Raw genomic sequence first — 13,041 nt, 5'->3', positions numbered from 1 at the left:
CGGCCTCGGCAGGCGCTGTCTGCCATCGGCAGATAGCCGAGACGGTCAGGCGGTGCCGCGGCGCAGGGTGTCTGAAGGTCGCTCGCCGAAACGCAGGCGATAGCTGCGGGCGAACTCGCCCATGTTGATATAGCCCCAGGCCGCGGCGATGGCGGACACGCTGGCACCAAGTGGTGCGGCGCTCAAGACTCGGCGCGCCCCTTGTAGGCGTTGCTCGCGCAGGAAGGCGCTGGGTGGATAACCGCGAAAGCTCTTGAAGGCGGCACTCAGGGTGCGGACGCTGGTGCCCACGGCGCGGGCGACATCGGCCATGGTGGGCAACTCGGCAGCATGCTCGATCATGAATTGCTCGGCGGCGCGGACCGTGCGCGGGGCCAGTCGGTGGCAGGGATCGTTCAGGTCCAAGCCAGCGCGCAAGGCCCACTCGTTGAGCAGGCGGACGCAGATGGTCTGCTCCAGATGTCGAGCGAGCGGCCCCTGGGTGAGCCGTTCCGGCGCCTCGGCGATGGAGCGGGCGACGTAATCCATCAGCCCCAGCCAGCTGGATTCCGCGCCGCCCAGACCTACCTTGGCCTGCCAGAGCGCATCGCCGGGATTGAAGCCGAACCAGTCGAGGGCGGTCCGCTCCAGTAATCCGTGGGGAATGGTCAGGTTGAATTGCAGATGGTCGGGATCGAAGTCGACCCAGTAATCGGTCCGACTGCAGTCGACGACGAAAGAGCTGCCCACCGGGGTTTCGACCGCCTGTTCGCGATCCACCCAGTGCCGCGCGGTCCCGCCGATGGTAGTGGCGACGAAGGCGTTGCCGGCGTCCTGGTCCCAATCCTTGATGTGTACCGGGATGCCATAGGCGAAGCGGGTGGCGGTGATGGCGCCGATCTTCGCCGAGTGCATCGTCGAGGCCGGGGCGATGTGGCGACCGATGGGCGCCACGTCGTAGGGCATGTACACCTCGCTCGACCAGGCCTTGATCTCGTCCCAGGCGTTGGAGAAGACCTTGTGGTGCTGGGCGATCGGCCGCCCTTGAGCATCGACGAGCAGCGCTTTCTCGAGCATGTCCTGTCTCCCTGCCGGCGTATTCGCCTACGGCGCAGTGGTTCGTTCGACTATAGGGCAGGGTTGCTGCGGTGTCGACAGGGTCGAAAGGCTCTAGGCAGGCTATTAGCGCCGGGGCAGGCGCCGGTAAAGCTGCTCGACCTTTTCCCGCGCCCAGGGCGTGCGGCGCAGGAAGGTCAGGCTGGATTTGATACTGGGCTCATGGGTGAAGCAGCGCAGCGGGATGCGCCGACCGAGTTCTTCCCAGCCGTGATGCTCCACCAGGCGGGTGAGCAGGGCTTCGAGGGTGATGCCTTCGAGGGAGGCGCGGGGCTTGTCGGACATCGGCTGGGCTCTGGATGAGGGGAGGGCAGTGTAGCCGCTGCAACGGCTCACTGCGCGTCGAAGGGGTCGACAGCCAATAAAGCGATGCTGTTCGATAATCGAACTCTTAGTCGATTATCGGATTGTTTGCGCGGGTGGGGCTTTGTAGTCTGACTCCAGACCGCCGCACCGGGCGGCGCCGACAACAAAGACGCGAGTCGACAATCCATGGCCCAGATCCTGTCCCTGAGCGAAGCCATCCAGCGCTTCGTCCACGATGGCGAGACCGTCGCCCTCGAAGGCTTCACCCATCTCATTCCGACCGCCGCCGCCCACGAGCTGATCCGCCAGAACCGGCGCGACCTGACCCTGGTGCGCATGACCCCCGACCTGGTCTATGACCTGCTGATCGGTGCCGGCTGTGCCAAGCGGCTGATCTTCTCCTGGGGCGGCAATCCCGGGGTCGGCTCCCTGCACCGGCTGCGCGATGCGGTGGAAAAAGGCTGGCCGCACAAGCTGGAGATTTCCGAGCACAGCCACGCGGCCCTGGCCAACGCCTATGTCGCCGGCGCCTCCAACCTGCCGTTCGCCGTCCTGCGCGGCTACCAGGGCTCGGACCTGGCCAAGGTCAATCCGGACATCAAGTTCATCGCCTGCCCCTTCACCGGCGAGCAGCTCGCCGCGGTACCCAGCGTGCGGCCCGACGTCACCGTCATCCATGCGCAGAAGGCCGACCGCCAGGGCAACGTGCTGATCCAGGGCATCCTCGGCGTGCAGAAGGAAGCGGCCCTGGCCGCCCAGCGCTGCATCGTCACCGTGGAGGAGATCGTCGACGACCTGCAGGCGCCGATGAACGCCTGCGTGCTGCCGACCTGGGCGCTCAGCGCCGTCTGTGTGGTCCCGGGCGGGGCGCATCCGTCCTATGCCCACGGCTACTACGAGCGGGACAACCGTTTCTACCAGGCCTGGGACCCGATCGCTCGCGACCGCGACACCTTTACCCAGTGGATCGACACCTACATCCGCGGTACCGCGGACTTCGCCGCCTTCCAGGCGAAGCTGGCTGCGGAGGCCTGAATCATGAGCGACTTCACCACCAATGAAATGATGACCGTGGCTGCGGCACGTCGCCTTGGCAATGGCAGCGTCTGCTTCGTCGGCATCGGCCTGCCATCCACCGCGGCGAATCTGGCACGCCTGACCCATGCGCCGGACGTGGTGCTGATCTACGAATCCGGCCCCATCGGTGCCAAGCCCTCGGTGCTGCCGCTGTCCATCGGCGACGGCGAGCTGGCCGAGACCGCCGACACCGTGGTGCCCACCGGCGAGATCTTCCGCTACTGGCTGCAGGGCGGACGCATCGACGTGGGCTTCCTCGGTGCGGCCCAGGTCGACCGCTTCGGCAACATCAACACCACGGTGATCGGCGACTACCACCAGCCCAAGGTGCGTCTGCCGGGCGCCGGCGGGGCCCCGGAAATCGCCGGCTCGGCCAAGGAGGTGCTGATCATCCTCAAGCAGTCGCACCGCAGCTTCGTCGACAAGCTGGCCTTCATCACCTCGGTGGGCTTCGGCGAGGGGGGCGATCACCGCCAGCAGCTGGGCCTGCCGGGCAAGGGTCCGACCGCCATCATCACCGACCTCTGCATCATGGAGCCGGAAGCGGGCACCCACGAATTCGTAGTGACCGCCCTGCATCCGGGGGTGACCCGCGAACAGGTGGTGGCCGCCACCGGCTGGGCCATCCGTTTCGCCGACCAGGTCGCCACCAGCGCGGCGCCGACGGCGACCGAACTCGACGCCCTGCGTGATCTGCAGGCCCGGACCAATGCCGCCCACGGCGGCCAGAAAGGAGTTGAGGAATGAGTCGCCCCGTCTATATCTGCGACGCCATTCGGACCCCCATCGGCCGGCTCAACGGCGGACTTTCCGCGGTGCGTGCCGATGACCTGGCGGCCATTCCGCTCAAGGCGCTGCAGGAGCGCAATCCCCAGGTGGACTGGACGGCGGTGGACGAGGTGTTCATGGGCTGCGCCAACCAGGCCGGCGAAGACAACCGCAACGTGGCGCGCATGGCAGTGCTGCTGTCGGGACTGCCGGAAACGGTGCCGGGCGTGACCCTCAATCGCCTCTGCGCCTCGGGCATGGAAGCGGTGGGCCAGGCCTATCGCGCCATCGCTCTGGGCGAGATGGAGCTGGTGATCGCCGCCGGGGTGGAATCCATGACCCGCGCGCCCTATGTGATGGGCAAGGCCGACAGCGCCTTCGGCCGTGGCCAGAAGCTGGAAGACACCACCCTGGGCTGGCGCTTCGTCAATCCGGCGATGAAAGAGGCCTATGGCGTGGACAGCATGCCGGTCACCGGTGACAACGTCGCCGCCGACTATGGCGTCAGCCGCGCCGACCAGGACGCCTTCGGCCTGCGCAGCCAGCAGCGCGCCGCGGCGGCCCAGGAATCCGGCTACTACGCCGAGGAAATCGTCCCGGTGACCCTCAAGGGCAAGAAGGGCGACGTGGTGGTGGAGCGCGACGAGCATCCGCGTCCGGACACCACCGCCGAAGGCCTGGCCAAGCTCAAACCGGTCAACGGCCCGGACCGGACCGTGACTGCGGGCAACGCTTCCGGGCTCAACGACGGCGCCTCGGCGATCATCCTGGCCTCGGCAGAAGCCGTGCAGAAGCACGGCCTCACGCCCCGCGCCCGGGTACTGGGCATGGCCAGCGGCGGGGTGGCACCGCGCATCATGGGCGTCGGTCCGACCCCGGCGGTGCGCAAGCTGCTGCAGCAATTGGACCTGTCCATCGAGGCCTTCGACGTCATCGAACTCAACGAAGCCTTCGCCGCCCAGGGCCTGGCCGTCCTGCGTGAGCTGGGCGTGGCCGACGACAGCCCCAAGGTCAATCCCAATGGCGGCGCCATCGCCCTGGGTCATCCCCTGGGCATGAGCGGCAACCGCCTGGTGCTCACCGCGGTGCACCACCTGGAAAAGACCGGCGGCCGCCTGGGGCTCGCCACCATGTGCGTGGGCGTCGGCCAGGGGTTGGCGCTGGCGGTGGAGCGGGTGGATTCGATTTAGGTTTGGTGTTCTGGTCATATCGCGGCCATGGCGGTCCGCCGATGCGGCCGCTCCTACAGGTATGGCACGTGTAGGAGCGGCCCATGGCCGCGATCCTCTAAGCCGATCGTAGAGCCCTTGCTTGAGCAGTCACCGAAATCGCCACCCACCCCATGCCCACACCTACCTGTAACCGCGTGTGTCTCTCTTGGTCCGATGGCGGTAGGCTGTTCCCCGTCCGTCCATACCTATAATTAAGGATCTCCATGAGCACTCACCCGCATTACAGCTTCGAGGAGCGCAAGAAGCGCATCTTCGCCATCGTCGGCGCCTCGTCCGGCAACCTGGTGGAATGGTTCGACTTCTACGTCTACGCCTTCTGTTCCATCTACTTCGCCGCCGCCTTCTTTCCCAAGAGCGACCCCACCGTGCAGCTGCTCAGCACCGCCGGGGTGTTCGCCGCGGGCTTCCTCATGCGGCCCCTGGGCGGCTGGATCTTCGGGCGCGTCGCCGACAAGTACGGTCGGCGCACCTCCATGGTCATTTCCATCCTGATGATGGGCGCCGGCTCCCTGGCCATCGCCTGCCTGCCCACCTATGCCAGCATCGGCGTCGCGGCGCCGGCCCTGCTGCTGCTCGCGCGCCTGCTGCAAGGCATCTCGGTGGGCGGTGAATACGGCACCACCGCCACCTACATGAGCGAGGTGGCGCTGCGTGGCCAGCGCGGTTTCTTCGCTTCCTTCCAGTACGTCACCCTGATCGGCGGCCAACTCCTGGCCGTGCTGGTGGTGGTGATCCTGCAGCAGGTCCTGAGCGACGCCGATCTGCGCGCCTGGGGCTGGCGGATTCCCTTCCTGGTCGGCGCCGCCGCGGCGGTGATCTCGCTGTTCCTGCGTCGTTCGCTGGAAGAGACCACCACCGCCGAGACCCGCGCCAACAAGGAGGCCGGTACCCTGAGCGGCCTGTTCAAGCATCACAAGGCGGCCTTTTTCACCGTGCTCGGCTACACCGCCGGCGGCTCGCTGATCTTCTATACCTTCACCACCTACATGCAGAAGTACCTGGTCAACACCAGCGGCATGGACGCCAAGACCGCCAGCGCCGTGATGACCTGCGCCCTGCTGGTGTTCATGCTGATGCAGCCGCTGTTCGGCATGCTCTCCGACCGCATCGGTCGGCGCGCCTCCATGCTGCTGTTCGGTGGCCTGGGCACGGTCTGCACCTGGCCGATCCTCACCGCCCTGGCCAGCGTGCAGAGTCCCTTCGTGGCCTTCCTGCTGATCTGCCTGGCCATGGCCATCATCAGCCTCTACACCTCCATCAGCGGGCTGGTGAAGGCCGAGATGTTCCCACCAGAGGTGCGCGCCCTGGGTGTGGGCCTGTCCTATGCGGTGGCCAATGCGATCTTTGGCGGTTCGGCGGAATTCGTCGCCCTGAGCTTCAAGACCCAGGGGCACGAAGAGGTGTTCTACATCTATGTCTCGGTGATGCTGGCGGTGGCCTTCCTGGTCAGCCTGCGGCTGCCGCGGCAAGCTACCTACCTGCATCACGACCACTAGGAGCAACCAACAAAACTACTGCGCGTCCGCCATGCGGGCGCGTGCAGTGCTCGGAATCCTCATGTACCAGTCGTACATTCCGGTTCCTGCGCGCCGCTCGCACCCGCCTGACAACCGCTCGCTACGCTTTGTTGGCTGCTCCGCCACTTGAGGAATCCCCATGTCCAACCTGCTGTTCGACGCCTACTTCACCAGCGCCACCATGCGCGCGGTGTTCTGTGACCACGGCCGACTGCAGGGCATGCTGGACTTCGAGGCGGCCCTGGCGCGCGCCGAGGCGGCGGTGGGGGTGATCCCCCAAACGGCGGTGGCGCCCATCGCCGCCGCCTGCCGTGCCGAGCTATACGATGCCGCCGAACTGGCCAGCGCTGTGGTCAGCGCCGGCAATTCCGCCATTCCTCTGGTCAAGGCCCTGGGCCGGCAGATCGCCGCCCAGGATCCCGAGGCCGAGCGCCATGTGCACCGCGGTGCCACCAGCCAGGACGCCATGGACAGCGGCCTGGTCGTGCAGATCCGCCAGGCGCTGGATCTGCTGGACGCCGATCTGGCGCACCTGGCCGAGGCCCTGGCCATCCAGGCCGAGCGCCATGCCGGTACCGTGCTGGCCGGCCGGACCTGGCTGCAGCACGCGACGCCCGTGACTCTGGGCATGAAGCTGGCCGGGGTGCTGGGCGCCATCACCCGTCACCGCCAGCGCCTGGCCGAACTGCAACCACGGGTGCTGGTGCTGCAATTCGGCGGCGCCTCGGGCAGCCTGGCCGCCCTGGGCGCTGATGCCCTGCCGGTGGCCGAGGCCCTGGCCCGGGAGCTGGCGCTGAGCCTGCCGGAGCAACCCTGGCACACCCAGCGCGATCGCCTGGTCGAGGTCGGCGCCTGGCTCGGCCTGGTGGCCGGCAGCCTGGGCAAGCTGGGACGGGATCTGTCGCTGCTGATGCAGACCGAAGCCGCCGAGGTCTTCGAACCCTCGGCTCCGGGCAAGGGGGGCTCTTCCACCATGCCGCACAAGCGCAATCCGGTGGGCGCCGCGGTGCTGATCGCCGCCGCTACCCGCGCGCCGGGTCTGGTCAGCACCCTGTTTTCCGCCATGCCCCAGGAGCACGAGCGCAGCCTGGGGCTCTGGCACGCCGAGTGGGAAACCCTGCCGGAGCTGTTCTGCCTGGTTTCCGGCGCCCTGCAACAGGCTCAGGCCATCGTCGCCGGGCTGGAGGTCGACGCCGCGCGCATGCAGGCCAACCTGGAACTGACCCACGGCCTGGTGCTGGCCGAGGCGGTCAGCATCGCCCTGGCCGGACGGCTGGGGCGCGAGGCCGCTCACCACCTGGTGGAGCAGAGCTGCAAACGCGCCGTCCAGGAGGGGCGTCACCTGCGCCAGGTACTGGGCGATACGCCGGAAGTAACCGCCGAACTCTCCTGCGCCGAGCTGGATCGCCTGCTGGACCCCGCCCATTACCAGGGCCAGGCCCGCGCCTGGGTAACCCGCGCCCTGGCTGAACACCGCACCCTGCTTGCCCATCCCTAGACCAGAGGACTGCCTGATGCCCAGCGTACGTCTCGCCGATGGCGACCTGAACTACCAACTGGAGGGCCCCGCGGGCGCCCCCGTGCTGATCCTGTCCAACTCCCTGGGCACCAACCTGGCCATGTGGGACGACCAGGCCGCCGCCTTCAGCGAGCGCTTTCGCCTGCTGCGCTACGACACCCGCGGCCATGGCGCCTCCCTGGTGACCCCCGGTCCCTATCGGATGGACGAGAACGGTCGCGACGTCCTGGCCCTGACCGACGCCCTGGGCATCGACCAATTCGCCTTCTGCGGCCTGTCCATGGGCGGCTCCATCGGCCAGTGGCTGGGCATCAACGCCCCTGAGCGGGTCACCCGTCTGGTGCTGTGCAACACCGCCGCCAAGATCGGCACCCCCGAGGTGTGGAATACCCGCATCCAGACCGTGGAAGCCGGCGGCGAGCAGGCCATGCGCGACCTGCGCGACGCCTCCATCGGCCGCTGGTTCACCCCCGACTTCGCCAGCGCCGAGCCGGATCGGGTCGACCGCATCGTCGCCATGCTCGCCGGCACCTCGCCCCAGGGCTACGCCGCCAACTGCGCCGCGGTGCGCGATGCCGACTTCCGCGAGGTGCTGGACGCCATCCGGGCACCGACGCTGATCGTCGCCGGCAGCCGTGACGCCGTGACCACCCCGGCCGACGGGCGCTTCCTGCAGGAGCGCATCCCCGGCGCCGAGTACGTCGAGTTTCCCGCCGCCCACCTGTCCAACGTGCAGATGGGCGCTACCTTTACCCAGCGCGTGCTGGCCTTTCTCAGCGCCTGAAGGAGTCGATCTTGGACGAAAGAGAACGTTACGAAGCCGGCATGCAGGTCCGCCGCGCGGTGCTGGGCGATGCCCATGTCGATCGTAGCCTGGAAAAGCTGACCCCCTTCAACGAAGAATTCCAGGAGATGATCACCCGCCACGCCTGGGGCGATATCTGGACCCGCCCGGGCCTGCCGCGGCACACCCGCAGCCTGATCACCATCGCCATGCTGATCGGTATGAATCGCGAAGGCGAACTGCGCCTGCACCTGCGCGCTGCGCGCAGCAACGGGGTGACGCGGGAGGAGATCAAGGAGTTGATCATGCAGAGCGCCATCTACTGCGGCATCCCGGCGGCCAATGCCACCTTCCACCTGGCGGAGGCGGTGTGGGATGAGTTGGGGGTGGAGTCGCTGGAAGGGTGAGTGCGCCCCTCTGTCGCCCCCTGAGTGGGGCCCGCTGGAGTGGTCTGGCGGTTTGGGGCGAACGAGGTTGGGTTGAGCGTTAGCGAAGCCCAAAGGATTACGGGTAGGGTTATAGGTGCCCTAGCTATTTATCGCGGTCTGCTTGTGGCTCTTGTTTCGCCCACCCGGGCGACTCACTTTTTTCAGTCGCAAAAAAAGTAAGCAAAAACGCTTGCCCCACGTTTCGGCCCTCCGCTTCGCTCCGGGTCCCCTCGTTCCGGTGCCGCTCCGGGGGCACGGCACGAAGGGGCCTCCTGCCCCTCGCGCCTTGCTCGGCGTCCTGCCTCGCATCCCCCTCCGCGACACCTGCACTCGGCCTCACTGACGGGGCGGGGCGCCAGCCTGAGGCTGGGGTGTTTACAAGCGGAGCCAGAGCGATTCGTAGCGTGGAAAACCGCGCAGCGTTTTCCACTGTTGGGCACCGACACCATTAGTGGACAAGGCGTTGCCGTTGTCCACGCTACGGGCTTTTTGTGGCTTCTCAGCCAACACTTTCAGGCTGGAGAATCGCCCCGTTCAGGAGGGCGAACGGCAGTGTCGTGGAGTGGGTCGAGCCGCATGGATGCGGCGAGAGGTCCAGTGGGCCAGGGACGGCCCATCTGGACCGACCCCGGAACGGCGCTGTTGTGAGCGGACCTGGAGCGAAGCGGAAGGCCGGATGGTGGGGCAAGCGTTTTTGGTTACTTTTGCCGCGACTGGCAAAAGTGACTCGCCCGGGTGGGCGAAACAAAAGGCGTCAAAGCGCTCGATAAATAGCTAAGGCAACTCAGCTCGATGTTGGGCTTCGCTAACGCTCAACCCAACCTACAAAAGCGGCCCCCAACCCAAGTAAGGGGCCTCAGGCCCCTTACTTGGCCACTACCCGCGTGATCCGATCCCCCTCGGCATCATCCTGCCCCTTGGCCTTGTTCACCGCGTAGACCACGCCCTTGGCGTCCACCACCGCGTAGTTGGGGTAGGTACCCAGCTCCAGGTTGGCCTTGATGGTGCCGTCCGGGTCGACCACGGTCAGGGTGCCGGCGCCACGGTTGGTGACGTAGGCCAGGCGCTTGACCGGATCGAAGGCCACGTTCAGCGCTCCGGCGCCGGTGGTGACGTTGTGCAGGGTCTTGCCGGTCTTGGCGTCGACGATCAGCAGGTTGTCGCTGCCCTGGGCGGTGATGAACAGGCGATCGGACTTGGCATCGTGGGCCACGCCCATGGGTGTCTTGGCGCCTTGGATCGGGAAGACCTTCTCGACGGTCTCGGTCTTGGCGTCGATCACCGCGGCTTCGTTGGTCTTCAGGCTGACGGCGTAGAGCTTGTGCACCGCTGGGTCCAGGTGCATGCCGACCACGGCGAACCGCTCGCCGCGCACGCCCGACTCGATGGTGATGCGCTTACGCAAGGCCGGCGCCTTGGCGTCGAAGCTGATGATATCCGGCGTGATGGCCGCCGAGGCGAAGGCGCGGTCGAGTTTCTCGTCGATCACCACGGTGTGGGCATGGGAGACGATGCTGGGTTCGAATTGCTTGACCAGGCCCAGGTCGCTCTGGCGATAGACCGCCACGGTGTTCTGCCGGGTGTTGGTGGTCCAGACGTTACCGTTGCGGTCGTCCACGGCCACACCGTAGACGGCGTAGACACCGGCGTCCTCGCCCTGGGCGGCGGCCGGGGTGATCTGGCGCTCGATGGACAGGTCCTTGGGGTCGAGCTTGAGCAGTTGCGAGACCTTGACCGGCGGGCGGCCCACGGCCGAGGTGACGAAGAGGGCGCCGGACTTGCCGCTGATGTCCACCTGATACAGCCCGGGGACTAGCTTGACGGAGGTGAGGCTGTAGCCGTCGACGCCACTCAGGGGAACCACCGGCGAGACCTTGAGCGGAAAGACAGCGGCGCCCGAGGGCTGGGCGGTGCTGATGACGATGGGGTGCTGGCCGGGGGCGGCGTCTTCGGGAATGCGGACGGTCGCCTTGAAGTTGCCTTGGGCGTCGGCCACGTAGGCGGCATCGGGGTTGAGCGCCACGCCACCGCGAGACAGGGTTATCTGCTGACCAGGGGTGAAGCCGCGGCCGTCCAGCGCGACCTCGCTGCCGGCCAGGATGGCGGTGCCGGTGACGGGGCTGGCCTTGATCTCGCCGCGGTAGTCCGGATCGGGGGCTTCGAAGCTGGAGCGCGCCTGGGCGGCTTGCCCACCCAGCGCCAGCAGGGCGGCCAACAAGGTAACGGAAAAGACGCGCCGGCCCTTGGCCGAAGACGCTGGAGCGATGTTCATCAGGGATTCCTTGTAGCGGCGATCAAGATACCCGCGCCAGAGCGCCGGGCGGCAGAGGCCCTCCTGGGCTAGACTATGTTAAGGCGAAAGCGAAATACTTGCATTTAGATTTGCAGGTTTTACGCGTGCTCTGCATCCGGGGTATCGAGCGGGCGCTGCATCAGGCAGGCGCCGGCACCATAACCGGCCAGCTTGTCCTTGAGCGCGGCGTCGGCGGGAACCGGGTGATAGTGGTGGCGCTGCCAGTAGCCGATGGCCCCGGACAGCGACACCAGACGGCCCTGGCGCAGGCGGGCACGCCGGGCCTGGCCCTTGGCGTGGCGATAGAGGCGACCGGCCACGCCCTGGCCCTGGGCCTCGGGATGCACCGCGCAGTCGTGCAGGAACCAGGTGGAAGCCTCGCTAGGCAGCTGCTCCAGGCGGGCCCCCAGCACCGGCGGCAGGCCGTCGTCCCAGGGATAGGCAATCAGATAGCCGCGCAGGCGATCCTCGGCATCGGTCGCCGCCCAGCAGTGCTCCGGGGCGAGCTCCAGGCGGTTGACGTAGAAGGCGCGGTCTTCGAGCAGGTCGGCGGGGTAGGTGGCCGCCTGGATATCGAGAACGGCAGGGATATCGGCAGGGCGCAGCGGGCGTATCGAGGGCATGACGACGAGGCGAAAAGGTCCGGCCGGGCAGTATGGTCACTGCCCGGCCGGGAGGCAAATGCCTCGGAGCCGTGGGTGGTGAGTCCCCTCGGCAAGCCTGCGCCCTGGTCGTGGGGGACTGGATTCCGCCGGCGACCTTGGCGTGCCTGGCGACGCCTCTGGCTTCAAGCCTTGGCGATCAGTCGCGAATTGCGCTCGTTGCGGAATTGCAGGTCCTCGATCCGCTGGGTCGCGGTCTCGGCTTCCTGGCGGGCGGCGAGGATGAGGTCATGGTGCGGAGACTTGGCACAGACCGGATCGGCATTGCGCGCATCGCCGGTGAGCATGAAGGCCTGGCACCGGCAGCCACCGTAGTCCTTTTCCTTCTCGTCGCAGGAGCGGCAGGGCTCGGGCATCCAGTCGTAGCCGCGGTAGACGTTGAAGCCGAAGGAGTCGTACCAGATATGCCTGAGGTCATTCTCCTTCACGTTCGGGAAGGCGATGGGCATCTGCCGGGCGCCGTGGCAGGGCAGGGCGGTGCCGTCCGGCGTAATGGTCAGGAACAGCTTGCCCCAGCCATCCATGCAGGCCTTGGGGCGCTCTTCGTAGTAGTCCGGGGTGACGAAGATCAGCTTGCAGGGATGGTTCTCGGCCTTGAGGCGCGCGCGGTAGTCGTTGGTTATGCGTTCGGCGCGCTCCAGCTGGGCCCTGGTCGGCAGGAGACCGGCGCGATTGCGCTCGGCCCAGCCATAGAACTGGCAGGTGGCGAGTTCGACGAAGTCGGCTTCCAGCGCCAGGCAGAGGTCGATGATCTGGTCGATGCGATCGATGTTGTGCCTGTGGGTGACGAAGTTGAGCACCATCGGGTAGCCATGGGCCTTGACCGCCTTGGCCATGGCCAGCTTCTGGGCGAAGGCCTTCTTCGAGCCGGCCAGCAGGTTGTTCACCTGTTCGTCGCTGGCCTGGAAGCTGATCTGGATATGGTCCAGGCCGGCCTCCTTGAATTCAGCGATGCGCGCCTCGGTGAGGCCGATGCCGGAGGTGATGAGGTTGGTGTAGTAGCCCAGCCGGCGCGCCTCGCGGATCAGCTCGGCGAGGTCCTGGCGCACCAGGGGTTCGCCCCCGGAGAAGCCGATCTGGGCGGCGCCCATCTCCCGTGCCTCGGCCATCACCTTGAACCACTGTTCGGTGGTCAGCTCGCGGCCCTGGGTGGCAAAGTCCAGAGGGTTGGAGCAATAGGGGCACTGCAGTGGGCAGCGATAGGTGACCTCGGCCAGCAGCCACAACGGCAGGCCGACATTCGGCTTGGCTACCACCGGCGGCTGCGGGAGTTGCATGGGCACTCCAGGCAGTTGAGAAGTGCCTGCGCTCAGTGATGCTGCGTTAGAAACCTGCTCGGAATGCTCATTTACCATTTGTA

12 protein-coding genes and 1 other RNA gene are annotated in these 13,041 nt (G+C 66.9%); 8 read left to right on the top strand and 5 right to left on the bottom strand.

Going from position 1 to position 13,041, the window contains the following annotated elements:
• Window positions 1-45: 45 nt before the first annotated feature.
• Together FEZ61_RS02915 and FEZ61_RS02910 are read right to left on the bottom strand one after the other, a co-directional pair.
• Complete coding sequence (locus FEZ61_RS02915; RefSeq protein ID WP_173147141.1) at window positions 46-1,056, bottom strand: helix-turn-helix transcriptional regulator; 1,011 nt, start codon at window positions 1,054-1,056, stop codon at window positions 46-48.
• Window positions 1,057-1,161: 105 nt separating this feature from the next.
• Window positions 1,162-1,380, bottom strand: coding sequence for a VF530 family protein (locus FEZ61_RS02910; RefSeq protein ID WP_017642961.1), 219 nt, complete (start codon window positions 1,378-1,380; stop codon window positions 1,162-1,164).
• Between the two features lie 207 nt (window positions 1,381-1,587).
• On the opposite strand from FEZ61_RS02910, the gene FEZ61_RS02905 reads away from it, so the two are divergent.
• From FEZ61_RS02905 to pcaC, 8 genes are all read left to right on the top strand, one after another.
• Window positions 1,588-2,436 carry a CoA transferase subunit A gene (locus FEZ61_RS02905; protein ID WP_017642962.1) on the top strand — a complete coding sequence of 283 codons (849 nt, stop codon included), beginning with the start codon at window positions 1,588-1,590 and terminating at the stop codon, window positions 2,434-2,436.
• Between the two features lie 3 nt (window positions 2,437-2,439).
• Window positions 2,440-3,225, top strand: coding sequence for a CoA-transferase subunit beta (locus tag FEZ61_RS02900; RefSeq protein ID WP_173147139.1), 786 nt, complete (start codon window positions 2,440-2,442; stop codon window positions 3,223-3,225).
• Window positions 3,222-4,436, top strand: a complete 1,215-nt coding sequence (gene pcaF / locus FEZ61_RS02895) for a 3-oxoadipyl-CoA thiolase (RefSeq protein WP_173147137.1) — start codon at window positions 3,222-3,224, stop codon at window positions 4,434-4,436. Before FEZ61_RS02900 ends, pcaF begins: the two co-directional genes overlap by 4 nt.
• 245 nt (window positions 4,437-4,681) lie before the next feature.
• Window positions 4,682-5,974, top strand: a complete 1,293-nt coding sequence (locus FEZ61_RS02890; protein WP_017642965.1) for an MFS family transporter — start codon at window positions 4,682-4,684, stop codon at window positions 5,972-5,974.
• A 61-nt stretch (window positions 5,975-6,035) separates the two neighbouring features.
• Window positions 6,036-6,111: non-coding RNA, sX9 sRNA (locus FEZ61_RS02885), on the top strand.
• 23 nt (window positions 6,112-6,134) lie between these two features.
• Entirely contained in the window at window positions 6,135-7,493 is a 1,359-nt protein-coding gene (locus FEZ61_RS02880) for a 3-carboxy-cis,cis-muconate cycloisomerase (protein ID WP_173147135.1), read from the top strand.
• Between the two features lie 16 nt (window positions 7,494-7,509).
• Window positions 7,510-8,298 (top strand): 3-oxoadipate enol-lactonase, encoded by a 789-nt coding sequence (gene pcaD / locus FEZ61_RS02875; protein WP_173147133.1) that lies wholly within the window; start codon window positions 7,510-7,512, stop codon window positions 8,296-8,298.
• Between the two features lie 11 nt (window positions 8,299-8,309).
• Window positions 8,310-8,705, top strand: coding sequence for a 4-carboxymuconolactone decarboxylase (gene pcaC, locus FEZ61_RS02870; RefSeq protein WP_017642968.1), 396 nt, complete (start codon window positions 8,310-8,312; stop codon window positions 8,703-8,705).
• An 886-nt stretch (window positions 8,706-9,591) separates the two neighbouring features.
• Here pcaC and FEZ61_RS02865 read toward each other — a convergent pair.
• The 3 genes from FEZ61_RS02865 to pqqE form a co-directional block, all read right to left on the bottom strand.
• A complete protein-coding gene (locus tag FEZ61_RS02865; protein WP_173147131.1) occupies window positions 9,592-10,998 on the bottom strand; it encodes an ATP-binding protein in 1,407 nt (468 codons plus the stop codon).
• A gap of 119 nt (window positions 10,999-11,117) precedes the next feature.
• Window positions 11,118-11,642: a GNAT family N-acetyltransferase gene (locus FEZ61_RS02860; RefSeq protein WP_173147129.1), complete on the bottom strand. Its 525-nt coding sequence runs from the start codon at window positions 11,640-11,642 to the stop codon at window positions 11,118-11,120.
• Between the two features lie 164 nt (window positions 11,643-11,806).
• Window positions 11,807-12,958, bottom strand: a complete 1,152-nt coding sequence (pqqE, locus tag FEZ61_RS02855; RefSeq protein ID WP_173147127.1) for a pyrroloquinoline quinone biosynthesis protein PqqE — start codon at window positions 12,956-12,958, stop codon at window positions 11,807-11,809.
• Window positions 12,959-13,041 lie beyond the last annotated feature (83 nt).

Source organism: Pseudomonas sp. MS15a(2019) (genome assembly GCF_013277805.1).
In the GTDB taxonomy this organism is placed as follows: Bacteria; Pseudomonadota; Gammaproteobacteria; order Pseudomonadales; family Pseudomonadaceae; genus Chryseomonas; species Chryseomonas benzopyrenica.
This window is presented reverse-complemented; position numbering and strand designations above follow the sequence as displayed.

Excerpts from the sequence above, each read along its gene's own strand:
- FEZ61_RS02865 (WP_173147131.1), bottom strand. The coding sequence starts at position 10,998 with ATGAACATCGCTCCAGCGTCTTCGGCCAAGGGCCGGCGCGTCTTTTCC.
- FEZ61_RS02915 (WP_173147141.1), bottom strand. The coding sequence starts at position 1,056 with ATGCTCGAGAAAGCGCTGCTCGTCGATGCTCAAGGGCGGCCGATCGCC.
- pqqE (WP_173147127.1), bottom strand. The coding sequence starts at position 12,958 with ATGCAACTCCCGCAGCCGCCGGTGGTAGCCAAGCCGAATGTCGGCCTG.
- pcaF (WP_173147137.1), top strand. The coding sequence starts at position 3,222 with ATGAGTCGCCCCGTCTATATCTGCGACGCCATTCGGACCCCCATCGGC.
- FEZ61_RS02890 (WP_017642965.1), top strand. The coding sequence starts at position 4,682 with ATGAGCACTCACCCGCATTACAGCTTCGAGGAGCGCAAGAAGCGCATC.
- pcaD (WP_173147133.1), top strand. The coding sequence starts at position 7,510 with ATGCCCAGCGTACGTCTCGCCGATGGCGACCTGAACTACCAACTGGAG.
- FEZ61_RS02910 (WP_017642961.1), bottom strand. The coding sequence starts at position 1,380 with ATGTCCGACAAGCCCCGCGCCTCCCTCGAAGGCATCACCCTCGAAGCC.
- FEZ61_RS02900 (WP_173147139.1), top strand. The coding sequence starts at position 2,440 with ATGAGCGACTTCACCACCAATGAAATGATGACCGTGGCTGCGGCACGT.
- FEZ61_RS02860 (WP_173147129.1), bottom strand. The coding sequence starts at position 11,642 with ATGCCCTCGATACGCCCGCTGCGCCCTGCCGATATCCCTGCCGTTCTC.
- FEZ61_RS02880 (WP_173147135.1), top strand. The coding sequence starts at position 6,135 with ATGTCCAACCTGCTGTTCGACGCCTACTTCACCAGCGCCACCATGCGC.
- FEZ61_RS02905 (WP_017642962.1), top strand. The coding sequence starts at position 1,588 with ATGGCCCAGATCCTGTCCCTGAGCGAAGCCATCCAGCGCTTCGTCCAC.